The organism is Streptomyces sp. SID11385 (genome assembly GCF_010548245.1).
GTDB lineage: Bacteria > Actinomycetota > Actinomycetes > Streptomycetales > Streptomycetaceae > Streptomyces.
This window is the reverse complement of the sequence record NZ_JAAGLR010000041.1, coordinates 1-22,272: the sequence shown is the minus strand read 5'-3', so window position 1 is coordinate 22,272 and position 22,272 is coordinate 1. Positions and strand designations below refer to the sequence as shown.

At 70.0% G+C, this 22,272-nt stretch carries 17 protein-coding genes, 2 tRNA genes and 1 other RNA gene; 9 read left to right on the top strand and 11 right to left on the bottom strand.

Annotated features, from left to right (window positions below; translation table 11 throughout):
- Positions 1–500, bottom strand: a 500-nt coding sequence (locus G3I42_RS01750; protein ID WP_164282087.1) for a zinc-binding alcohol dehydrogenase family protein, incomplete at its 3' end; no start/stop codon positions are given.
- A 120-nt stretch (positions 501–620) separates the two neighbouring features.
- Here G3I42_RS01750 and G3I42_RS01745 point away from each other — a divergent pair.
- A complete protein-coding gene (locus tag G3I42_RS01745) occupies positions 621–1,124 on the top strand; it encodes a MarR family transcriptional regulator (protein ID WP_164282086.1) in 504 nt (167 codons plus the stop codon).
- 15 nt (positions 1,125–1,139) lie between these two features.
- On the opposite strand, the gene G3I42_RS01740 is transcribed toward G3I42_RS01745, so the two are convergent.
- Positions 1,140–1,736, bottom strand: a complete 597-nt coding sequence (locus G3I42_RS01740) for a sigma-70 family RNA polymerase sigma factor (protein WP_164282085.1) — start codon at positions 1,734–1,736, stop codon at positions 1,140–1,142.
- Positions 1,737–1,843: 107 nt separating this feature from the next.
- Between G3I42_RS01740 and G3I42_RS01735 the strand changes: the two genes are divergently transcribed.
- The 3 genes from G3I42_RS01735 to G3I42_RS01725 all read left to right on the top strand — a co-directional run bounded on the left by G3I42_RS01735 (position 1,844) and on the right by G3I42_RS01725 (position 6,583).
- Entirely contained in the window at positions 1,844–3,475 is a 1,632-nt protein-coding gene (locus tag G3I42_RS01735) for a serine/threonine-protein kinase (protein WP_164282084.1), read from the top strand.
- A gap of 82 nt (positions 3,476–3,557) precedes the next feature.
- Positions 3,558–4,343 (top strand): DUF4232 domain-containing protein, encoded by a 786-nt coding sequence (locus G3I42_RS01730; protein WP_164282083.1) that lies wholly within the window; start codon positions 3,558–3,560, stop codon positions 4,341–4,343.
- Positions 4,344–4,516: 173 nt separating this feature from the next.
- Positions 4,517–6,583, top strand: coding sequence for an ATP-binding SpoIIE family protein phosphatase (locus G3I42_RS01725; protein WP_343244419.1), 2,067 nt, complete (start codon positions 4,517–4,519; stop codon positions 6,581–6,583).
- Between the two features lie 805 nt (positions 6,584–7,388).
- On the opposite strand, the gene G3I42_RS01720 is transcribed toward G3I42_RS01725, so the two are convergent.
- A tRNA-Ser gene (locus G3I42_RS01720) sits at positions 7,389–7,562 on the bottom strand.
- A 1,226-nt stretch (positions 7,563–8,788) separates the two neighbouring features.
- Between G3I42_RS01720 and G3I42_RS01715 the strand changes: the two genes are divergently transcribed.
- A complete protein-coding gene (locus G3I42_RS01715) occupies positions 8,789–9,193 on the top strand; it encodes a hypothetical protein (protein WP_164282082.1) in 405 nt (134 codons plus the stop codon).
- Positions 9,194–9,387: 194 nt separating this feature from the next.
- Here the strand turns inward: G3I42_RS01715 and G3I42_RS38360 are convergent, their stop codons facing one another.
- The 7 genes from G3I42_RS38360 to G3I42_RS01680 all read right to left on the bottom strand — a co-directional run bounded on the left by G3I42_RS38360 (position 9,388) and on the right by G3I42_RS01680 (position 18,631).
- A complete protein-coding gene (locus G3I42_RS38360; protein WP_164282081.1) occupies positions 9,388–10,902 on the bottom strand; it encodes a restriction endonuclease in 1,515 nt (504 codons plus the stop codon).
- Between the two features lie 136 nt (positions 10,903–11,038).
- Positions 11,039–12,031, bottom strand: a complete 993-nt coding sequence (locus G3I42_RS01705) for a thiopeptide-type bacteriocin biosynthesis protein (RefSeq protein ID WP_164282080.1) — start codon at positions 12,029–12,031, stop codon at positions 11,039–11,041.
- Entirely contained in the window at positions 12,013–13,245 is a 1,233-nt protein-coding gene (locus G3I42_RS01700) for a lanthionine synthetase C family protein (protein ID WP_164282079.1), read from the bottom strand. The genes G3I42_RS01705 and G3I42_RS01700 overlap by 19 nt, the downstream gene beginning before the upstream one ends.
- Positions 13,242–16,307, bottom strand: a complete 3,066-nt coding sequence (locus G3I42_RS01695) for a lantibiotic dehydratase (RefSeq protein WP_164282078.1) — start codon at positions 16,305–16,307, stop codon at positions 13,242–13,244. Before G3I42_RS01695 ends, G3I42_RS01700 begins: the two co-directional genes overlap by 4 nt.
- 119 nt (positions 16,308–16,426) lie before the next feature.
- Positions 16,427–16,618 carry an FxLD family lanthipeptide gene (locus tag G3I42_RS01690; RefSeq protein WP_164282077.1) on the bottom strand — a complete coding sequence of 64 codons (192 nt, stop codon included), beginning with the start codon at positions 16,616–16,618 and terminating at the stop codon, positions 16,427–16,429.
- A gap of 55 nt (positions 16,619–16,673) precedes the next feature.
- Positions 16,674–17,906 carry a methyltransferase, FxLD system gene (gene fxlM / locus G3I42_RS01685; RefSeq protein WP_164282076.1) on the bottom strand — a complete coding sequence of 411 codons (1,233 nt, stop codon included), beginning with the start codon at positions 17,904–17,906 and terminating at the stop codon, positions 16,674–16,676.
- 293 nt (positions 17,907–18,199) lie between these two features.
- Positions 18,200–18,631, bottom strand: coding sequence for an ATP-binding protein (locus tag G3I42_RS01680; RefSeq protein ID WP_239096200.1), 432 nt, complete (start codon positions 18,629–18,631; stop codon positions 18,200–18,202).
- A gap of 497 nt (positions 18,632–19,128) precedes the next feature.
- Between G3I42_RS01680 and G3I42_RS01675 the strand changes: the two genes are divergently transcribed.
- Positions 19,129–20,115 carry an XRE family transcriptional regulator gene (locus G3I42_RS01675; RefSeq protein WP_343244418.1) on the top strand — a complete coding sequence of 329 codons (987 nt, stop codon included), beginning with the start codon at positions 19,129–19,131 and terminating at the stop codon, positions 20,113–20,115.
- Complete coding sequence (locus G3I42_RS01670; RefSeq protein ID WP_164282074.1) at positions 20,112–20,639, top strand: GNAT family N-acetyltransferase; 528 nt, start codon at positions 20,112–20,114, stop codon at positions 20,637–20,639. The genes G3I42_RS01675 and G3I42_RS01670 overlap by 4 nt, the downstream gene beginning before the upstream one ends.
- A gap of 130 nt (positions 20,640–20,769) precedes the next feature.
- On the opposite strand, the gene G3I42_RS01665 is transcribed toward G3I42_RS01670, so the two are convergent.
- A tRNA-Ser gene (locus G3I42_RS01665) sits at positions 20,770–20,857 on the bottom strand.
- 73 nt (positions 20,858–20,930) lie between these two features.
- Between G3I42_RS01665 and ffs the strand changes: the two genes are divergently transcribed.
- Positions 20,931–21,029, top strand: an RNA gene (ffs, locus tag G3I42_RS01660) — signal recognition particle sRNA small type.
- Between the two features lie 41 nt (positions 21,030–21,070).
- Positions 21,071–22,272, top strand: a 1,202-nt coding sequence (locus tag G3I42_RS01655; RefSeq protein WP_164282073.1) for a DNA polymerase III subunit gamma and tau, incomplete at its 3' end; no start/stop codon positions are given.

Sequence of the window (22,272 nt, the reverse complement as noted above, 5' to 3'; positions counted from 1 at the left end):
TCACGCCCGGCGCCGACGACGCGCGCGGCCCCGAGCCGCCGCGCGACCTGGACGGCGAGCCGCCCGGCGTTCCCCGTGGCGCCCAGGACGAGGACGGAGGAGCCGGGGGCGAAGGCGACGCGGCGGCGCAGCGCGACCCAGGAGGACATGGCCGGGTTCATCCCGGCGGCGACGGCGAGCGGGTCCGTACCGGCGGGAAGCGGGACGGCACGGCGACGGTCGACGAGGGCGCGTTCGGCCATGGTGCCGAGGGCGGTGTCGGGGGCGACGAAGTAGAGGAGTCCGCCGTCCTCCGTGCGTCCCACACCGTCGATGCCGGGGACGAGCGGCAGGGTACCGCGCGAGGTGTAGTGGCTGCCGTCGGCGGCGGAGCGGACGCGGGGGTGCAGACCGGCAGCGAGGACGTCGACAAGGACTTCGCCGGGGCCCGCCTCCTGCGGGGCGTCGACCTCCTCGCAGCGGGGAGGGGTGCCGAAGGTACGGACGAGGGCTGCGCGCATGGCGGTCTCCGGGGGTGGCGAGGGATGGGCAGGCGGGGTGCGGCGCGCTAATGTAGTACGCGGCACGTACTACATTGAGAGTAGTTCGTGCCACGTACCAATGCAAGGAGTCCCGCCCGTATGCCGACCGCCGAACCGACCCCGCCTCTGCCCCCGACCTCGGCTGAGGCGCCGCTGAACGCGGACGAGGCCCCGCTGCTCCCGGACGACGCCCCGCTGAACACCGTCGACGCGCTCGTGCAGCTGTCCTTCCTCGTGCAGGGCGTCCTCACGGCGACCGGTGCCGCGCACGACCTCTCGGTCATCCAGCTCCGCCTCCTCGGGGTACTGCGCGACCGGCAGGCCGGGATGCTCGAACTGGGCCGGCACCTGGGCCTGGACAAGTCCTCGATGACGGGCCTGGTCGGCCGCGCCGAGAAGCGCGGCCTGGTCCGCCGCTCCCCGTCCCCGCACGACGGCCGCGCGGTCCTGGTCAGCCTGACCGAGGAGGGGCGGCGCCTGGCGGAGGAGGGGGCCGAGGAGATCACGCGGCGGCTGACGCAGGCGACGGCGCACCTCGGGGCGGAAGGCCGGGCGGAGCTGACCCGGCTCGTGGGGACGGTGCTCCGGAGGGTGGGGGGCTGAGGAGGCGCCCGGGGGTCACCGGTTCCCGGTGTCCCCCCGCACCGACGCGCCCCCGTCCCCCACCACCAGCCAGGGCCGCACCTGCCGTCGCGCGTGGTGCAGCCGCGACTTCACCGTTCCCAGCGGAATCCCGGTCCGCTCCGAGATCTCCGTGTAGTCCATCTCGCAGATGTCCCGGTAGACCAGCGGCGCGACCAGGTGCGGGCTGTCGCGTTCGAGCCGGTCGAGCGCTTCGAGGAGGTCGAGCCGCGAGCCGGCGATCACGCTCGTCGTGCGCGGGTCGGGCCGCTGGTGCTCGTCGGCGGGAAGCGGCTGCTCGGCGGCCCGCCGCTTCAGCTCGCGGTACTTCTGCCGCGCGCAGTTCGCCACGATCGTGTACAGCCACGTACTGAACTTGCTGCGCCCCTCGAACCGCCCGATGTTCCGCGCCACTTGGAGCAGCACATCCTGCGCCGCCTCCTCCGCGTCCTCGCGGTGGAGCAGGAAGCGCCCGCACCGCCGCACCACCTCGGGCTCCACCGCCCGCAACAGCGCGTCCAATGCCCCCGCGTCGCCACCGGCCGCCGCCGCGGCGAGCGCCTCGGTGTCCGGGACGTCCCCGTACGCGTTCATCGCCTCACCCCCGTACCAGTCTGCCCCGGCGAGGGAAAACAACCGCCGCGGCGAAAAGAAGGGAGGGGACGCGGAGCCACGATGAGCATCTGGGCATCATAAAAGGCATGCCCCCACCTCAGCGGATCGGCCGGTACCTGGTGCAGCGCAGGCTCGGCTCCGGCGCCTTCGCCGTCGTCTGGCTCGCCCAGGACGAACGGCTGCAAGCCCCTGTCGCCGTCAAGGTCCTCGCCGACAACTGGGCGGGCCGCCTCGACATCAGGGAACGCTTCCTGAGCGAGGCCCGGCTGCTGCGCCAGGCCGGTTCCGGCGGGGTCGTGCAGGTCTACGACATCGGGGAACTGGAGGACGACCGGCCCTACTTCGTCATGGAGTACGCCGACGCCGGCACGGTCGAGGACCTCCTCATGGCCGGACCGCCCCCGCTCGCCGAAGCCCTCCGCCTCGTGGCGGGCGCCGCGACCGGCGTCGCGGCCCTGCACGCGGCGGGCATCGTGCACCGCGACATCAAGCCGTCGAACGTCCTGCTCAAGAGCCCCGGCGGCCCCGGACCCGTCCGCGCGGGAACCGAACGCGTCCTCGTCGCCGACCTCGGCCTCGCCAAGAACCTCGCCGCCTCCTCGGGCCTCACCGTCGTCGCGGGCTCCGCCGGGTACATGGCGCCCGAGCAGTCCGACCCCCCGCCCGAAGGCATCGACGCGCGCGTCGACGTCTACGGCCTCGGCGCGCTCCTCTACCACCTCGTCACCGGTACGGTCCCGGGCCCGCCGGGACGCGTCCTGCCCCCCGCCGAACTCCGCCCCGACCTCCCCGCCCCCGTCAGCGCCCTCGCCCTGCGCGCCCTCGCCCCGGCCCCCGACGACCGCCCGCCCCACGCCGCGGACTTCGCCCGCGAACTGGAGACGGTACGGACGCGGCTCGCGGACACGGTGCCACCGGAAGGGGTACGGGAGCGGGAGGACGAGCCGCTACGGGGAGTACGCCCCACGCCGAGCCCCGCCCCGCAGGCGGCCCCCACGCCCGTACCGAAGGAACCCACGCCCGTACCGGCCGCCCCCACGCCCGTACCAGCAATTCCGACCCCCGTACGGACAGCCCAGCCCCCCACCCGCCGCCGGCTCCGCCCCCGCCACCTCCTCGTCACCCTCACCGTCCTCGCCCTCGCCGCCGCCGGTACCGCGCTCGCGCTCCGCGAGACCGGCGACGACTCCAGCGCCGGGAAGAGCCCCACCGCCCGCCGCATCGCCGACGCCAGCGGCGACCTCCGCCTCACCGTCCCCGCCGCCTGGGCGCGCGAGTACGCCGACGGCGGCTGGGACCCCGCGGCGATCGGCCTGCCCGCGGCGAAGGAGCCGGGCGTCACGGTCGCCACGAAGGTCTCGGACTGGTCCGACCCGGACAGCGGCGTCAACGGCGTCTTCGCGGGCGCCGTCGACCTCGGCACGAAGGACGCCGCGCCCCTCACGGCCGCCGTCGAGTCCCTGCGCCACGGCGGCTGCCGGGAGCCGAAGGAGGAGGAATGGGACGAGGGTGAGTGGAAAGGAGTCGTACGCACCTGGACGGGCTGCGCGGGCCACCGCCTCTCCGAAGCCGCGCTGGCCCCCCGGGACGGCGGCACGCGCGGCGCGTACGTGCAGATCCGCTGCGCGGAGGACGGGGACACCTGCGACGGAGCGACGAAAAAGGTACTGAACGGGCTGAAACTGGCCCCGGCGGGAAAAAGCACCGCACGGCCGTGAACTTTCCCCGGTGACCACGCATCGAAGAAGTACGTAAGCGGGCCGTACTCGGCGAAGCCCCCCACAGGACGCGGAGACCACCATGCGCACGACCACCGGGAAGACCACCAGGGCCCGCCGGGCCGGCACGACGGCCGCGGCACTCGCCGCCGCGGCCCTGCTCCTCACCGCCTGCGGCGGCAACGACGGAGGCGGCACGGACGCCGCGCAGAAGGTCGACAGCCAGGCGGCCCCGCTCCCCGGCGACCAGGCCGACCCCGGTGCGGGCGACGGGAGCGGCAAGGACCCGAGCACCCCCGCGACCCCCGGCGGCGGCGCGTCCACGCCGAGCGGGAACGAGAGCGCGAACGGCGGCGGCGCGAAGACCGGCGGCGGTACGAGTACGAGCGGCACCGGCTCCGGCAGCGGTTCCGACTCCGGCTCCGGCTCCGACGCGAAGCCCGCGGCGAGCGCTCAGTGCCACACCTCGGAACTCTCCGTGCGCGTCGGCGACAACCACCCCGGCGCCGGTCAGGAGGGCTTCGCGCTCGTCCTCACCAACACCTCCTCCCGCACCTGCACCGTCTACGGCTACCCCGGCCTCGCCTTCGTCAACGACGCGGGCGAGCAGGTCACCGTCGACCCGGAACGCGCCCCCGGCACCAAGGAACGCGTCTCCCTCGCCCCCGGCAAGAGCGCCTGGTCCCCGCTCACCTTCACCAACCCGCGCGCCACCGGCGTCACGACCATCACCCCGGCCGCGATCCGCCTCACCCCGCCCGACGAGCGCGACTACCTCAAGGCCGCGTGGAACGGCGGCCCGGTGAGCAACACCGGCAAGGCGAGCGTGCCGCGCGTGGGCCCGTTCACGGCCGGTACGGGGGAATGAGCGCGCCGGGCTCGTAGCGCCCGCCCGCGCACCTCCCCGGCCCCCCGTCGCCCGATCAGCCCCCTCCCGGACTGCACCCGGCCCGCATCCCCCCGACGATGGGGGGAACGGGCCGGTACGTCCCCACGCGATGGCCGCCCGGACCCGTAGCGGGACGGCGAGAGGCGGGCACGGTGACCGGAGGCGGAGGCGGAGCGACACCGCCCGGCGGCCAGGCCCCGAACGGCAGCCGGGCCCCGGAAGGCAGCCGGGCCCCGGAAGGCAGCCGGGACCGCAAGGGCGGCCGCGAGCCGGACGGTGGCCGGGCCCCCGGCGGCGGCCAGGACCCGGACGACGGCCACAGCGCCGCCGAACGCGCCCAGATCGACCACCTCAACGCACTCGAACCCCCCCGCCGGTCCCCCGCGGGCAAGGAGAAGGGCGCCCCCGACCCCACCTGGGCCAAGAACGACAGCACGCACGTCCAGGACCCGGAGCGCCCCCTCGAAGAACCCTTCCCGCAACCCCCGCCCCCGCCGCACCCCATCCCCTCCCGCGCCGCGGCCCTCCTCGCCACGGGCCACGAACTCGCCGAGACCGTCACGATCGACGAGGCCCTGCGGGTCACGGCCCGGCTGCGCGACGAACAGGGCTTCGACCTCAACGGCCAGGTCGTCTTCGGCGTCGGCGAGAACTTCCTGCACGCCGAGGGCCAGTCCGGCTACCGCGCCCCCGGCCAGACGGAGACCACCGGCGGACTGCGGATGCCGCTGAGCACCCGCCACCCGGCCACGGAGGTCGCGCACACCGGCCGCGCCGTCTGGCTCGAATCCCCCGAGGCGTACGCGCGCGGCTACCCCGCGATATGGCGCCTCACCCCGCGTCGGGGCCGCGAGGCATGGGCGTTCCTGCCGCTCGTGACCGGCGGCAAGGTCCAGGGCGTGTGGCTCGCCGCCTTCGGCGCCCCGCGCGTCTTCACCACCGCCGACCGCGCCCTGCTCCGTACCGCCGCGGCCCTCCTCACCAGCGCCCTCGAACGCTCCCGCACCGGCGCCGCCGAACTCGCCCTCTCGCGCGGACTGCGCTCCAGCATGGGCGCGGCGGCCGGCGGCGTCCGCAAGGGCCTGAGCGTCGCGAACCGCTACGTACCGACCGGCGGCGGCCTCATGGTCGGCGGCGACTGGTACGACGTGATCCAGCTGCCCGGCGGCAAGATCGCGTGCGTCGTCGGCGACGTACAGGGCCACGACGTGCACGCCGCCGGCCTCATGTCGCAGTTGCGCACGGCGGTCCACGCGTACGCGGCCGAGGGCCACGGCCCCGACGCGATCCTCGCCCGCACCTCCCGCTTCCTCGCCGCCCTCGACGAGGACCGCTTCGCGACCTGCCTGTACGTGGAGGCGGACCCCGCCACCGGCGTCCTCATGCTCGCCCGCGCGGGCCACCCGCACCCCGTCCTGCGCCTGCCGGACGGTACGTGCCTGATCAAGCACGTACGCGGCGGACTCCCCCTCGGCCTGCTCGGCGGCGCCAACGACTACCCCGTCGACCTCCTCGAACTCGACCCCGGCGAGATCCTGATGCTCTGCACCGACGGGCTCATCGAGAACGGCGGCGACGACATGTTCACCGGCTGGACCCGGCTGCGCGACGCGCTGACCGACTCCGACCCGGGCGACCTGGAAGGCATGGCCGACCGCCTCCTCGCCACGGTCGAGACCCCCGACCCGGAATCCGCCCCCACCCACGGCGGCGACGACATCGCCCTCCTCCTGCTCCGCCGCGACGCCCACCCCGAACAGGCCACGGGCACGATCCCCGAACGCCGCCTCGTCCTCACCCTGCGCCAGGACCGCCCCGAGGGCCTCGCCGAGGCGCGCGAGGAACTCCGCCTCCTCCTCCACGACTGGGCCCGCCAGGAGCAGGTCGACACGGCGGTCCTCCTCACCTCCGAACTCCTCGGCAACGTCCTCGTCCACACCGACCAGTCCGCCGCCCTCGCCGCCCGCCTCCTCGGCCACGCGGGCACCCGCCACCTCCGCGTGGAAGTCACCGACCAGGGCGACGAACTCCCCCACCAACAAGCCCCCGGCGAACTCGCCTCCTCCGGCCGCGGCCTCATCCTCCTCGACCTCCTCGCCTCCGCCTGGGGCGTCCGCCCCGAACCCGAGGGCAAAACAGTCTGGTTCGAACTGGAGGAATCGGAGGAGGCCGGCGGCCAGGAAGAGAAAAGCGAGGAGGAACTGCTGGAGGGATGGTGAGCGGGCCTCCCCGGCCGCGCCCCCGGCTCCCACGGCGCCACCGGGCCCCGGCCCCGCCCGCGAGGCGCCCCGCACGCCGGCCACCGACACCACGGCAGCACGACAACGAGACGGCGCCCAGCCCTGGCCAAGAGGGCTCGTGACTCCGCGTACGCGCGCAGGCGAGCCCGGGACCTCGCCCCGGAGACCGAGGGGGACCGCCCCACACGCGCGTGAACCCTTCGTTGCAGCTTGGGAGCCGGAGCCCTGGGGGCCACGGCACATACGCGCGGACCAACCCCCTTTCCCTGAGCCCTGCCGCCAGCAGGGCCACCCCGCATGCGCGGGGATCACAGAAGGTGCGCGGCCAGGAGGGGCGGTACCGCGGGACCACCCCCGCATGCGCGGGGATCGCAGCAGTTGACCTGCGACGTTATCTCGCCCGGCGGCAGTTTTTACGTGCTTTATCCACGACCGATCTATCGATCATGGGAGGCATTTCCTCCCGAAACATGACACCCGACTCCTCTCCGCCTTAACCCTGGTGACGATCTTTGTGGGTTCAGTGGCGCGGGCGCGGTCCGAAGCAGTCCGCTGCCGATCCGTATCACCATCCTGACGCCCGCCCGCCGACGCGGTCGGCCCGTGGTGCCGGCCCGGGTGCGTCCGGGGCTCTTGCGCTCCGTTGATGAAGCATGTCGGTCGGTGCCGCTCAGTGGAGAGCCCGGCGGGGGCGTCAGGACGCCAAGGTGATGAATGCTGAACATCACGAAGAAGGGCCCCACCTCGCGGCGGGGCCCTTCAACGTATTGCCCGGTGAGAGCAATGGCGGAGGATACGAGATTCGAACTCGTGAGGGGTTGCCCCCAACACGCTTTCCAAGTGTTCGCACGGGTGCCCGGATGCGTTCGTCAGGATCCTGAACTGCGGCGGATCGTTGCCAATCGGCATTGTGAACCCCAGCGAACGGAGGTGGATGCAACCCGGACTGCAACCCTCCTGCACCCCGGCCAGCGCCTCTCGTCGTGACCACGGCACGCCCACCTGCAGGGGCAACTGATCAAGAGCGGATCCGGTCAGCAGCTCAGCTCTTCAAAGCGCCGACGATCGCTGCCACAGCCGTCAAGAGTCCGGAAGCCGACGCCACAGCACGAAACCAAAGGTCGATCCTTCGGCGCTGAGCTTCGGTAGTCTCGTTGTCCAGAGGCCCGTCAATCTTCGACACGGCGGCACTCCAACCTTTCATTCGGGCTCGCACAAGCCTGATCACAGTGAGGCGCACCCCGTTCCTGCCGGTCCAGCGGAGGGAACGGGATTCGTGTTGTTCGAGTGAATCTGTCCGGATACTGGAACGCCAACTTCGCGGTCAGATCCGGCAGTTACCGGACGGAAGACAGCGCTCTGGCCTAGGCTTCTCTCCAGTCTTATGGATGCCAGCGGACGTGTCCGGACGTGCCCGGACGGTTCCGGACGGCCCCGGACACTCACAGACACGCGACGGGGGGAGCCTTGACGAACAGTCTCGCCAAGCAACTGAGAGACCTGCGGATTAGGGTCGGTAATCCTTCGGTACGGGAAATAGAACGCCTGCTGGATAGACAAGGGCGCAATCGCTCGATGGCTCGCTCTACAATTCAAGAAAAGCTATCGGGAAAAAGCCCCGCGAGGTTGCACCAGATACTTGCACTTGTGGCCGCAATTGCCGAATACGGGAAGCGGAATGGCACCCCGCTGACGCCACAGGAAGTTGACGAAAATACATGGCGAGCTAAATTTGTGGCAGCGAGTGGAAATAGTGACCCTGTCTCAGGGGCTGGAGGCGTCGCAGGTTCAGAAAATATAGGCGGCTCGCGCGTGTGGGATGCGACCCCTCTGCGGAATGCGGGAATGACGGATTTGCTTGACCTTATTTCGCAGTCCGAGGGAGCCCCGCTTGTCACATGGCTGCCGCACGTGGCTAGTGAGATGCATCGAGCACAGATGTCGTGTGAGAGTCTAATGGAATGGGCTGGCGCGGCGAGCCCGCAAGAAATTGTCCAGTGCATATCCGCGTTCGAAACTATCTTCCCTCTTCCGGAGAGAAACTCTAACGATCCATGGTCGGACTGGTCTCCTGCTAATAGTGCGACCGCTGGAACGTTGTTGAGAGTTGCAGCCAAGGCTCAACCACTAAGGAATTCTCCCGTCATCGTTGTCGGCCTCCGACGCGCTGACCTCGCTCGATACGTGGAGAAGTTCCTCACTAGCCTGGCTTGCTGGCACCTAGCACCCTCGCTGAGGAGCGCAGTCAAGAGCCTTCAATCCGCAGAGTTGAGTAGAGATGCGCAAAATATGCTGACGTACGTGGGAAGCAGTAGGAAAGAAGATCGCATCATAGAGGTGGTAACCCACTTTAGTGACTACGGTGAGCTTACAGAGAGGAATGCAATCCTTGAAGGAATGGCGTCCGACGGGCGGCGTTTCATGGTCGGGATGGATGAGATTGAAGACGGGGAGATGCGAGACGTTTTGATGTCTGCAATTCCATGGGCTGACAGGTCTGACTATGTCGCACTGCTGGAAAAGGCGGGCTACGGGGAGCTAGCGGCTAGAATTGAATTGCCTGTATATAGTGACGAACCCCCCTTCTGAAAAGGATGTATAGGCCCCCGGATGCAACCGCTGCGGACAAAAACAAGGACAACGGGGTCTGAGGGCAACGTTGTGTCTGCTTAGATATCGGCAAGCTGATCAGATGGCGTCCGGGCCGCAGGTGAGAGCCGTGCCGCCCCGGCGACGGCTCTCACGAGCGCCTCGCCGCGCTCAGTGGGCTGACGGATTGTTCCTCACTTGAGGTCTGCCGGAACCCAACCGGGCGGAACCTTCGGGAGCCCGATCAGGGCGTCGATGCCGAGCTGTTCCTGGAGCAGTGCTTTGAGTCCGCGCCCGTCGATGAGCTGCATGCGGCCGGTTCGCTGAGCGAAGTCCAGGCTGGTCTTCCCGAACCATGCGGTGGTGACGAGGATGCCTTTCGCGGCGGCCTTGTCGTGCATGACGCCGGCCAGCGCCCGGACGGCTTCCGCCGGGACCGTGTTCTTGGTGCGCTTGGCTTGGATGATGCACAGGCCACCCGTCATCGGATCTTCGTTCGTCGCGACGGCGTCGATCCCGTCGTCCCGTGACGCCTGGGTGACCCACGCCTTCATTCCGTACGCCTCGAAGAGGCGCCGGATGAGGTGCTCGAACTCGATGGGATCGAGCATCAGCAGGTCCGGCCTGCTGTCGAGTCCGGCCACGACGTCCACCTCGGGGACGAACTTGTACTTGCTGAGGTCGAACGTGACCACGGGTCGGACCGGTTCGAGGTCGTAGGGATGCTGGGAGACGATGGCATTGAGGCGGCGCAGACACTGGACCGGGTCGAGCATGGGCTCGTCCAGTACCAGGTCCTCGAAGTCCTCGCGACTGCTGCGCACACTGACCAGGCAGGGACGGATCGCCTTCCCGGTGGCCCGGTCCTTGCTCCGGACATGGCCGTTAAAGGCGACGACATCGACGAGTGACGGCGGGCTGGCGGCGAGCACCTCGTTGATGGCGCGCAGCGCCAGGCGAGCGACGAGCCGTGCGTACTGCTGCTTGACCTCCGCCTCTTTTCTGGGCTGCGGGACGACCGCAGCCGGTGCGGTGGCCTTGAAGCGGAACTGTGCGACTGGGGGCACGACCTCTTGTCCCGGCAGATCCATTTCTACGACCAGTTCGCGCGTCTCGGGTGCGAACGCGGCACGCCACTCGCCCCGCAGGCCCTCTGGATCAGGCAGCTCCGCCAGGGCCCCCTCGATCGCTTCGACCAGGCCGTCCGGTCCGCTGCTGCTGAAGGCGTCCTCCACGGCCGTCCGGTGACCGTACAGAACTGTCGGCCGCAGGAGGATCGCTTCGAGGGACTCGATCCGTTCCTGAACCTGCGTCGTACGGTCGATTGCCTCGGCCTTCAGCGCTTCGGTGCGCGCCAGCTTCGCCTGCCGCTCGGCGGTAGCCTTGGCTTTGGCGTCGTCTCGTTTGCGACGCTCCTCGTCCTGCTTCTTAGCGGTTTGGCGTTTCTCCAGCTCACGCTCGATCTGCGCGGCCTTGCGAGCTCGCTCCGTGTCCTGCCGTTCCTTCTCCTTCCGCGCACGTTCCCACTCCCGGGCCTGCTCCCGCTCCTGCTGCGTTCGGGCCCGCTCCTCGCGGGTCCGGGCCTGCTCGGCGGCGCGGGCCCTGCGGGCCTGTTCCTGTTCCAGACGTTTCTGCTCGGCGGCCTTGGCCTTCTTCGAGTCCTGGTACGCCTTCAGCAACTGTCCGGCCAGCGACTTCTTCCGTGCCACGATTCCCCTCTCGACGCTCGTGCCCGCCCTCAGATCTGCCCAGCCCGGTCAACGGGCAACCGGCAGGTTTGAGCTGCGAGCTCCCTAGAGCGCCCGGCGGGACGCCGTCGATACTGGGAACCTTGCGCAATGGGCTCTATTCTTCGTCGCCACAGTGCAGAATCGCAGCTCTGGCCGCCCAAGCCAGGATGCTTTGCCCACGCATGGACAGTCCGAGCCGGTTCCAGTGGAAGATCACGTGGTAGCTGAGCACCTGCCGCAGTCCGCGGTCGAGTGTTCCGTCCTGGACGCCGCGGGCGAGTGTGCGGCCGGCGCTGCGGAACGCGTCGGCCCACTTGGCGACGGGTGCCAGCGGGCCCCCAGGACGCAGCAGAGCGTCGCTGTCGGCGAGAAGTAGGGGGCGGATCTCCTGGGCTCGGGCGTCGAGCCGTTCCTGCGGAACGTCGCTGATGACCGAGCGGTGTTCCGTCGTGATGACGCGGTCCCAGACATCGCCCTGCTCGTACCACTCCAGCCGGGCGGCGCGCATCATGATCGTGCACAGGAGGACGGACAGCTCCCTGGGGCCGATGCTGAGGCCGCCGCACTGGTGCAGCTGCTGGATCTCTCGGCTGTCGGTGATGAAGAGGGCGTGCGCGGCGGTCATGCTGGTTGTTCCGCCGAACGCCGGAGTTTCAGGTTCATAGATGCTGGGCCACCAGCGTTGAAGGCGGCCTTCGGAGACGAGGCGGTTGAAGCCGTCTTCGATGGCCAACTTGGCTTCGTGCGCGGGCTGGACCCGTAGGCGCAGGCGCCAGCAGGGGTGTTTTCTGGTGTACCACCAGCCGTCGATCGCTGCAGCGGCCTCCGCCTCGCGCAGGATCGGCAGGACGTGCGCGGTGAAGGCGGTGTCGGCGTTCGACCAGTCCGTGAAGTGAAGGTACGTCTGCCACCAGTCGGTGGTGGCCGCGTGGCGGACCAGGGCTTCCCGGCCGGCCTGGTCGTAGATCGCGACCGCGTCGGAAAGGACCACTGGGTCCATCCGGTACTGGCGCGCTGCATCGGTGAGCGGCAGGCCGGTCAGGACGGCGAGGACGGCGTGCTGCGTCGGGCCCGGCTCACTTGTCTGGGTCAGTTGATCAAGAGACATGCGTCCCATCCAGTGCTCGGTGCCTGCTTCGAGGCGAACGTGGTGAGGGCGAGTGCGGTGCCAGCCGTGCCGTTGATCAGGCCGGGAGTCGAGGAGGTGCCAGGCTGGCCGGAGGAGGTGAGGGCGTGACCGAGACGGTCCGGGAGGATGCGCAGCCGTGCGTCGAGCGCGTCTGCGGCTGCGCGGTGAGCGGTCTGGCAGATGCCTGCCCATCCGTGGCAGAGGCCGTTGTCTGTGACCAGGTTTAGTTGCGCGGGGTCGGTCAAGGCCCGGTACAGGGCGTGCTCGTAGAACTTCTGGAGCGTGGGCGAGCGCAGGGTGAGCCCGGCGAGCTGGCCGGCCCGTGCGATGCCTGTCGTGCCGTAGCACCAGCTCGGACGGGTGGGGGCATCGTGGTGGGGGCGTCCGCGGTCGAAATCGCGCCGCGAGATGTGTTCGGGCCACCAGGGGCCGGAGTCACCGTGCTGGCACCAAGCGTCGAGGTGGGCGCAGATGGTGAACATGGCGTCCTGGTGGCCGGGGACGGTGAGGCCGCGGCGCAGGGCCTGGGCCAGGAGGAGGAGTGGGCCAGTGATGCCGTGCGCGGCACCGAAGTTGCCGTGTCCGCCCGGGAAGTGGGGGGACTCGCCGCGCGCCGGGTCGTGGCGGACCCACCAGCCGGGTAGCCCTCGCCTTTTGAGGGCGAGCGGCCGGGTCAGGGCGACGAGGTACTGCAAGATCCTTCCCAGGGCCGGGCCCTCGGGCTCGGTGCGCAGGAGGTAGGCGCCGATCCCCGTGAGGCCGTAGAAGAGGTCGTACTCCGCGAAGGTCGGCAGGTCTCCCCTGTCGATGCGGGCGAGCGCGGCGTCTACGCGGCGGTTGGCGAGGTCGGTGATGTGCTGGTGCAGGATCGTGCGCGCCGAGGCGTACAAATGCTGGTAGGCGGGAGGGACGGCGGTGAGGACGAAGCCGACGGCCGGGGCGCCGAGGTACAGGCCCGTCTGGTCGGCCGCGCTGATGGGCCCCGACGCCGCACTCGTGATCCACCGGTGGGCGGAACGCCAGGAGCCGCCGTATCTGCTGGCAATCTCGATGTGCAGCAGGCTGATTCCGGCAGCGCCGTCGGCGAGCGACTGCACCGCCCAGGGCTCCTCCGGGGGCGGGGGAGTGGGTTCAGCCAGATCGGCTGTGTGCTGCTCCAAGATTGTCGCGGCGGTGGTTGCCAGCGTGGTCATCGGGCCGCCATTCGATGCTGGAGGGCCGCTGTACGCACGAGCCGGATCGTGGTCTCCTCGCTGCGCGGATCGACGCCAAGAGCTCGAACATGGTGTTGGTGCAGCAGCGACCGGGCGACGTCGAGTGGATCACGCTCACCGATCAATGCCGTCCGGTAGGCGTCCACCCCGGCGGCGCGGGCCCGCCACGCTTCGGTGACCTGCGGACCCCCGGGGAGGGTCGCGAGCGCAGAGGCACCGTTCGGCCCGGTGAGTTCGAGCACTTGGCTGCGTAGGGTCCGGTCCAACCGTCCGGAACCCGTGGGGAGGTTGCACACCAGCCACTCTTCGGCCGCCGCAGCGTCCGGTGCCAGGTGTGTGACGAGGCGCAGGGCGCTGGCGGCGGCGAGGGCCTGCGGGGCGAAGGCGTCGGGGCGCTCGGTGAGCTGGATCTGCGCAAGGGCGGCGGCAGAGTCCGCGGCGAACACCTGGTGCGCGGCGTCCATGGCCGGCCCGTGGCCGAAGCGTCCGGTCTGCGGCTGGTACGGGGCCAGGGCGAGTCCGGACGCGAGTCCCATCGTGTGCAGGCTGTCGGCCCAGGCGCGGACGTGCCGTGCGCCCACTTCGTACGAGTCCGGTGACAGGAGCAGGGCGAGGTCGAGGTGCTGGTCGGCGTCCGGCCGGGCCATCTCACGGTGGCGGGTGAACCACCAAGTAGGCGGCTCCTCCCCGAACGCGGCGAGCAGGTGGGGGAGGTGGTGGCTCAGGATCTCGTCGTAGCGGCGAGGGTGGGCGTGGAGCTGCGCGAGAAGGATGCCGCCGGCCCCCGGGAAGTGCCTCCTGGTGGCCGTCGCCGTGGCGGGGAGTGGCCGGGGCACGAAGGGGATGTCAGGCTCCACCCGGCCCAGGGAGAGCCAGATCTCGTGCGCCCGCCCGATCCAGCCATGGGCGTCTGCGTCCGGTACCTCGCGCAGCTCCACGCGCCGGGCGTTGTCGAGATGGGCGCGAAGGACCCGGAGGTGGACCGGGTGGCACAGGTCGAGGGGGAGGCGCTGGTCGTACTCGATGACAGCGACCTGCATCGGAACCCGCAGCCGCTCCCGCCAGGCGGTGAAGGCGTCCTCCCACTCCTGCCGCAGGGCCTTCCGGCCGGGCAGGTCGTCGGCCATCAGCAGCCATCGGGCCTGCGTGAGGATGGTGCGGCGGTAGCGGACCCGGGGGAGGTACGGGAGCCGAGAACCGGCGCCGAAGTCGAACGGCTTGTAGGCGGCGTACCGCCCGTTGGCCACCTCTGCCAGGAACCGGGCCAGCGGCGGGGTCTGGGTTCCGCCTTCCAAGGCGTGCAGGACACGCACGTCGATGGGCCGGCCGGTGGAGAGCTGTACGAGATGGAAACTGCGCGGGTCGGCGGTTACGGCGATGTCGGCGAGCCGGATCGTCGTCTCTTCGTTCTCTTGGTGGCCGGACAACTCGATTTTGTGCGGCAGCAGTTGCGGCGTACGGGTGACGTTCTCGTTGCGGTGCCGACGCGGCGGGAACACCAGCTGCGCCGCGAGGCGGTCCGGTGCCCCGCGGTAGCTGGTGGCGAGTGCGTCTTGGTGCCCGGGCGGCAGGACGTGAGCGAACCGGCCCGCCATGCTGCTGCCGGGGCGGGGCACCGCCGTGAGCAGGAGGTCGAACGTGCCGCTGGACAGCGCCCGGGTGCTGGGGGCGTGGATCTCGAAGGCGGCCTCCACTCGTGGCACGAACAGCCGCTCGTCCGTTCCGGCAGCCTTCTCCAGGGCGTTGACCACGTCGTCCGTCAGCCGCAGTTCGTCGCGGCCGTCGAGGAGGACTTGCTGCATCAGCGCGAGCAGCAGTTCGTCGCGTTCGGTGCGCACCTTCAGGGCGGCTCCGCGTTCGGAGCCGATGTATCCGGCGGGCAGCCCGAGGCCGCTGTCGGCAACCAGGTCCATCACCGGCACCAGGGCGCTGACGCCGTACCGGGCCCGGAACCGGCGATGGTAGTCGCGCCAGTGCTGATAGCCGTAGGGCTGCGGGGTGGTCCGGTAAAGGGCTGACACGGCTGCCTGCGCTTCCGCGATCACGGCCTGCGGGAGCTGGATCTCGCAGTCGAGGGTGGTGTCAATGAGCAGCGGTGTCGGCGTGACGGGGGTGAGGGCACGCATCCGCGCGGCGGTGGCGCTCACGTTGGTGTCGGAGAGCGCCGGCTGGTGGGCGGATATTTCGTCGCGCAGCGCGTACAGCTCGTGGACCAGGTCCCGCACCTCCAGGATGCCGTCCGCGCCGTGCCGTTCCAGCTCGTGGCACAGGTGCTGGAAGGCGTCCACCGTGGTCATGGGCGCCCACAGGCTGGTGATGAGGAACTGCTGCTCGACCAGGCTTGTGAGAAGAGCGTCGATCTGCTCCGGGGCGGCCTGCGGGAAGACGTCGCGCAGGTGGCCGTGCAGATTGCCGTAGGGGATAGGGGTGCGGGCCGCGCTCATCGCGGCGGCCACCGGCCGGGCGTTGCGGACAGATATCTCGACCGGGGCCAGAAGGATGGCGTAGCCATCGGAGGGCGGGCCCGGCGCCACGAGCCGATCGCCCCGGGTGTGGGCGGAGTTGTTGGCGACGAGCGGGAGCCGATTCAGTAACGCGGGGGTGCGTTGGAGCCGGAGGACCAGATCGGTGACCCACTCGGAGTCCGGCCGCATCAGCACGCGGTGCTTATCGCGCCACCGCGCGGTCGCCCGGGGCCCGACCGTCACCGGGGCGGTGCCGGCGAACAGGCCCAGCGGGGTCGGCCGGTGCTGCCACCGCAGGAGGTAGGAGGCGGTCGATACGGCGGTGCGGCGGACGTGACGGGGCTCGGTCTGCCGGCCCTGGACGACTGCCTCGATGGCGTCGGACAGGACGGGGGTGGCCAGCCCCAGCGCGCTGCGGAAGGACTCGCGCTGCCAGATGCGGTTCAGCCACCCGCAGGTGACGGCCGTGTTGTCCAGGTCGAGGGTGCGGGGGATGTCTGCCGGCCCGGGGCTGGTGGTGGCGCGCAGCAGAGCGGCGCCCTGCCACTGGTAGTCGGCGACTGTTCGGGAAGCCATGGTGCCCTCCGTCTGGCGGGGCAGGTGAGGGGCCTGTGAGCCGGGCGAAGCACTTCGCCCGGCTCACAGGCAGGGAACGGCCTGCAATCAGGCCCAGTCCTCTGTGAAGGAGCCGTGGATCAGGCCGGGTCCTCCGTGAAGGAACCGCAGGCGGAGGCGCCGGTCGCGCAGGTGGAGCCGCAGCCGTCACCCGTCGAGCACATCAGCTTGCCGTACGCGTGCTCGGCGATGACGACCTTCACGTCCAGGGGCGCGAAGTCGTCGTTCAGGTCCGTCGGCGGGGCGGGCGGGGCCAGGGTGGCGCTCGTCATGTTCGTGCCTTTCCTCTTGGTGTTCGGATGGTGTGGGACGACCTGGCTCCCGGCGTTACGCCGAGGGCCAGGAGAGCGAGACCCGGCTGCGCACCTTGTCGATGACCCGGTCGGCCGGGATCTGGTCGTCAGGGGTGTCGGCCGGGTAGATCCGGATGACCGGGCTGGGGCCGCCGCGCCGGTCGGTCTTCCAGCCGCGCAGCACGTCGGCGACCTTGTCGGCGAACTGCTTCGCGTGCGGGCCGAGGGCGTGCACGCCGTACTCGATGTGCTTGTTGTCCCCGGTGCGGCGGGTGACGAGGTAGGCGAAGGTGTCGTCCTCGACGGCGGCGAGGGAGAACCGCTTGTTCACAGGGGCGACCAGCCCGGTGTCCAAGTCCTCGTCGACGGCCATCGTGCAGAAGCCCGGCAGGCTGATCGCCATGGCCATCTGGAGGGTGTCGATGAGCTCGGAAAGGCCGATGACGACGCTGGTCCACAGCTCGTGGCGCGGGAACGTGACGGCATTGTTCAACCGGTGCGGATCGCTCGGCAGCCCGTCATCGAACCTCAGCCCGATCTCCGGGGTGCCGTTGACGAGGAGGAGGTCTTCGCGGTGGGCGGTGGAGCCCTGCATCGGGACGAAACCGCAGATCCGCGCCGACTCGCTTTCCAGGTAGGGGCCGTGCTCGCCCGCGACCCGGGTGAAGGCGATCGAACGGGTAAGGCCGCGCATTCGCAGCGGCACCACAAGCCGGCCGCCCTGCTTGAGCTGCGCAATCCACGCCGGGGCGATGTCCCAGGCCCCGGCGGTCACCAGGACGACATCGGCCCCCTCGACGGGCAGGGGCTCGGCCGCGTCGGCGGTGAGGACGCGGACCTGGTCGTAGCCGTGTTCCTCCAGGAGCCACGACGCGCGGTCGGTGACGGAGGCGTCGATGTCCACGGTGACGACTGCGCCGTCAGGACCGACGAGTTCGGCGAGGTAGGCCGCGTTCAGACCGCCCGAGCCGATCTCCAGCACTCGCATTCCGGGCTTCACCTGCGCCTGCTCCAGCATCATGGCCTGGATCTGCGGGGCGGAGACGGAGCTGGTCTGTACACCGTGCTCATCGGTCTTGGTGATCACCGCCGCATACGTGTCGTACGCCTTGTCGAGCGGGGTGTCGGGGATGAACGCGTGGCGGGGCACTTTGCGCATCACGGCCTCGACCTGCGGGGAGGAGAGAGTGCCGTCCGCGCGCAACTCGTCCACCACTTTGTTCCGCAGGCGCCTAGCCTCGTCGGGCTCGACGGTCGTGTTCGTCATGAATGTCCTTCGGTCGGGCGTGTGGGGGAGATGCGGATCGGGTCGTGTGCCGTATGGGCAGGGAGATGGGGGCGACCGCACCCCGTTCTCCGGTCGGTTCGCCTTGGACGGGGGAGGCCCACGCCTGCGGGAAGCCGGTGCGCCCTGACCGGCTTCTCGGGTGGCAGGCGGTTGGCTGGAAGCGTGGATCACGCGCATCCCTTGATGCAGCCGGCCTCGATCAGCCCTTCGATCAGACCGGCGATCACGAAGCGAGACGCCCTCGACCGGCGGCTTCGAAGCCCCTGCGGTGCTCACGGCTCGTTCCTCGCACGAGCCTCGACCTCTGCCCAGGTGACCTTGCCCCACGGGTGGTAGTCGTACCCCCACCGCAAGCTCATGGCCGCGACCAATCTCAGGCCCCGGCCGCTCTCCGCGCCGGGGTCCGCCGCCTTCAGGTGAGGAGCGTTGTGTGAAAGGTCGGAGACTTCGATGCGGACGGTGCGGTCGACCGGACGCTCGACGCGGATCTTCGTCACCGTCGTCTCCGTGTGCTCCACGGCGTTGGCCAGCAGCTCGGTGACGATGAGCTTTCCGCGATCGGCCACGTCGCCGTCCATGCCCCAGACCGCCAGCACGCTGGAGATGAGAGCGCGGGCGCAGCTCGCCGACTCACGGACGCAGGGCATTTCCGCTGTGTAATGCGAGGCGCCGGTCGCGTGCGGTTGAGCGACGGTCATGGTCATGAGGTCTTCCCTCCGGCTGGGTCGCCGGTCCAGGCGAGCGATGCGGGACCGGGTCTTCCTCCGTGCCGCCGCGCCGAACTCGGATCGGCGGCCCATGACCAGTCAACGACCGCAGGACGCATCGCGACAGGAAGGAACCCGGGTTCGTGCACACCGACCAAGCGGAAGACTTTGCGACCCCATTACCCGGACTCTTGGCGGCTGTGTAATGACAGCGCTACGTTCGGTGCGTGGGAGGGAATCTCGTTCTTCGAAGCCGACTTGAACAACTTGGCTTCACACAGGAGGAGTTGGCGACACGCCTGAACGTCGCGCTCCAGGAGATCACCGGCCGTCCCGGCGACATTTCCTCCCGGACGGTTCGCAACCTGCTCAACGGATCAAGTCGGCGTCCAATCGGACGCACTTGCGCAGCACTTGAGCGTGTGTTCGGCTGCCGGGTGGCGGACTTAGGGTTCAGCGCACCCAGCTCCATGCAACATCCCCCGGAGGGTCCCGTGCGGCGACGCGACTTCATCGCATCCACCACCGGAACGGCAGCCGCGGCCATTCCCATGGTCGGACAACGGCGGTCCGTGGGCATGACGGACGTGGCTCGTGCCTCCGCAAGTCTGAACCAACTCATCGAGGCCGACGACCGTCAGGGCGGGCACGCCTCGTTGGCATCCTCGGCGCTCAAAGCGCGCGCCAAGGTGCTGGAGCTTCAGCAACGCAACGCCGGTGAACGCGTGCGTCGTGCGCTGTACGCACTCGCGGCCGAGTTCACGACCATCGCTGCCTGGTCGTGCATCGACCTCCGTGACTTGGATACGGCCCAGGCCTACCTGCACGAGTCGTCAACCTTCGCCGGCCTCTCCCAGGACCCGCCCACGAGCATGCGCGTGTGGGTCAACATGGCCATGCTCGCGTACCAACGGAAGAACTGGCCCGAACAGCTCGCGGCAGCGCGGGCGGCCAACGCCTCTCCTGCTGCCCGCAGGGACCCGTTCTTCGGCTCCATGGGCCGCGTCCGCCTCGCGCTCGCACACTCATCGCTGGGGGACCTGCGGGCCGCTCGGCGGGCCTTGGGCGCGGCACAGGAGAACTACCGGAAAGCGGCTGACGAGAGGCGTCCTCGATGGACCGCGTTCTACGGGCCGGCCGAACTCAACCACCTCGCGGCCATCGTCCTGAACCGCAACGGGCAGCCCGCCGAGGCCGAGGCGATGGCGCACCGGGCCCTGGCCAAGCTCCCGACGGAGTTCCAGCGGAACCGCGCGCTCATCACCTGCCAGCTCGCCTCGGCACAACTCCACCAAGGCGAGCCGGAGCAGGCCACCGCGACCGCGTCCACTGTCTTCGCGATCATGGAAGGCGCCCAACTGCCGGGACGAATGCGCACCTTGATCGGGGACTTCCACCGAGACCTGTTCCGGCTGGCGCCGTCGACGACGTACGCGCGCGACTGGGCGGACCGCATGCGAGACGAATGGAGCCGAACGTGACGAGGGCGACCGATCTGCGCCACTACGGAAAGGAAAGCCTCCCCGGGGGCTTCCGGCAGTTGCTGATCAACGTGCATGCCGACGCCTACGCGGATGCGATGGATAACGAGTTCCACCAGCGGTTCCCGTGGTTCGTCGATCACTGGTCGGGGATGGAGGGCTTCACCTGCGTCGTCGCCTTCGACAGTGACGAGCCGACCGGCTTCGCCTACGGGGCCCCACTCCAGCCGGGCCGTGAGTGGTGGCGTTCCACCGCGTTCGAGCCGAACAACGGGTACACCGCGACGTATGCCGTCTCCGAGGTGATGGTGCGCCCGCGGTGGCGGAAGCAGGGGATCTCGCAGCGGCTTCACGAAGCCCTGCTGAGGGAACGCGGAGAAGACCTCGCGACACTCCTGGTCGACGTCACCCACTCCAAAGTGCAGAACCTGTACGAGACGTGGGGCTACGAGAAGGCGGGCGAGCAGCAGCCCTTCGCCGACTCACCTGTGTACGCAGTCATGGTGAAGCGACTGCATCCCTAGCGGCGCCCGCCCGGGCACACATCACCTTCGCGCGCCCTGTGGACAAAAACCAGACAACGGCGCCCGAGAACGCGTTGAAGGGCCCCGCCGTTCCCGGCGGGGCCCTTCAACGTATTGCCCGGTGAGGCACTGGCGGAGGATACGAGATTCGAACTCGTGAGGGGTTGCCCCCAACACGCTTTCCAAGCGTGCGCCCTAGGCCTCTAGGCGAATCCTCCGCAGGAGACATTACATGAGCGGGGGGAGTGCTCGCGAACTCGATCCTTGCCGGTGGGATCGGGTAGGGTGGCGGGCAGCCCCTCACGTGGCGCTATCTGACTGAACTCCCCCAGGGCCGGAAGGCAGCAAGGGTAGGTCGGCTCTGGCGGGTGCGTGGGGGGCGTTGTCGTGCGCGGGGCCGTTTGTCGGTGGGCGCCTATAACCTCGTAGGTGTGTCGTCCCTCGCGCTGTACCGCCGCTACCGACCCGAGACCTTCGCCGAGGTCATCGGGCAGGAGCATGTCACCGACCCCCTGTCGCAGGCCCTGCGCAACAACAGGGTCAATCACGCGTATCTGTTCAGCGGGCCGCGCGGGTGCGGCAAGACGACCAGCGCCCGCATCCTCGCCCGCTGCCTGAACTGCGAGCAGGGGCCCACGCCCACGCCCTGCGGGGAGTGCCAGTCCTGCCAGGACCTGGCCAGGAACGGGCCGGGGTCCATCGACGTCATCGAGATCGACGCCGCTTCGCACGGTGGCGTGGACGACGCCCGTGACCTGCGCGAGAAGGCGTTCTTCGGGCCCGCGTCGAGCCGGTACAAGATCTACATCATCGACGAGGCCCACATGGTCACGTCGGCCGGCTTCAACGCCCTGCTCAAGGTCGTCGAGGAGCCGCCGGAGCACCTCAAGTTCATCTTCGCGACGACCGAGCCCGAGAAGGTCATCGGGACGATCCGCTCGCGTACGCACCACTACCCCTTCCGGCTCGTGCCGCCCGGGACCCTGCGCGAGTACCTCGGCGCGGTCTGCGGGCAGGAGCAGGTGGCGATCGAGGACGGGGTGCTGCCGCTCGTCGTGCGGGCCGGGGCCGGGTCCGTGCGTGACTCCATGTCCGTCATGGACCAGCTCCTCGCCGGTGCGGGCGACGACGGTGTGACCTATGCCATGGCGACCTCTCTCCTCGGGTACACCGACGGCTCGCTGCTCGACTCCGTCGTCGACGCCTTCGCCGCCGGGGACGGGGCCGCCGCCTTCGAGGTCGTGGACCGCGTCATCGAGGGCGGCAACGACCCGCGCCGCTTCGTCGCCGACCTCCTGGAGCGGCTGCGCGACCTCGTGATCCTCGCCGCCGTGCCCGACGCCGGGGAGAAGGGGCTCATCGACGCGCCCGCCGACGTCGTCGAGCGGATGCAGGCGCAGGCCTCCGTCTTCGGGGCCGCCGAGCTGAGCCGCGCCGCCGACCTCGTCAACGAGGGCCTCACCGAGATGCGCGGTGCCACCTCGCCGCGCCTCCAGCTCGAACTCATCTGCGCGCGGGTTCTCCTTCCCGCCGCGTACGACGACCAGCGCGCCGTCCTGGCCCGGCTCGACCGCCTGGAGCGGTCCGGGCCACCGGCCGGCGCGGGCGCGGGGGCGCCCGGTGGGGCGGCCTT

Bases quoted from the DNA above. Each gene is read 5' to 3' on its own strand.
- G3I42_RS01745 (WP_164282086.1), top strand. From the start codon at position 621: ATGCCGACCGCCGAACCGACCCCGCCTCTGCCCCCGACCTCGGCTGAG.
- G3I42_RS01740 (WP_164282085.1), bottom strand. From the start codon at position 1,736: ATGAACGCGTACGGGGACGTCCCGGACACCGAGGCGCTCGCCGCGGCG.
- G3I42_RS01735 (WP_164282084.1), top strand. From the start codon at position 1,844: ATGCCCCCACCTCAGCGGATCGGCCGGTACCTGGTGCAGCGCAGGCTC.
- G3I42_RS01730 (WP_164282083.1), top strand. From the start codon at position 3,558: ATGCGCACGACCACCGGGAAGACCACCAGGGCCCGCCGGGCCGGCACG.
- G3I42_RS01705 (WP_164282080.1), bottom strand. From the start codon at position 12,031: ATGTCTCTTGATCAACTGACCCAGACAAGTGAGCCGGGCCCGACGCAG.
- G3I42_RS01700 (WP_164282079.1), bottom strand. From the start codon at position 13,245: ATGACCACGCTGGCAACCACCGCCGCGACAATCTTGGAGCAGCACACA.
- G3I42_RS01695 (WP_164282078.1), bottom strand. From the start codon at position 16,307: ATGGCTTCCCGAACAGTCGCCGACTACCAGTGGCAGGGCGCCGCTCTG.
- G3I42_RS01690 (WP_164282077.1), bottom strand. From the start codon at position 16,618: ATGACGAGCGCCACCCTGGCCCCGCCCGCCCCGCCGACGGACCTGAAC.
- fxlM (WP_164282076.1), bottom strand. From the start codon at position 17,906: ATGACGAACACGACCGTCGAGCCCGACGAGGCTAGGCGCCTGCGGAAC.
- G3I42_RS01680 (WP_239096200.1), bottom strand. From the start codon at position 18,631: ATGACCATGACCGTCGCTCAACCGCACGCGACCGGCGCCTCGCATTAC.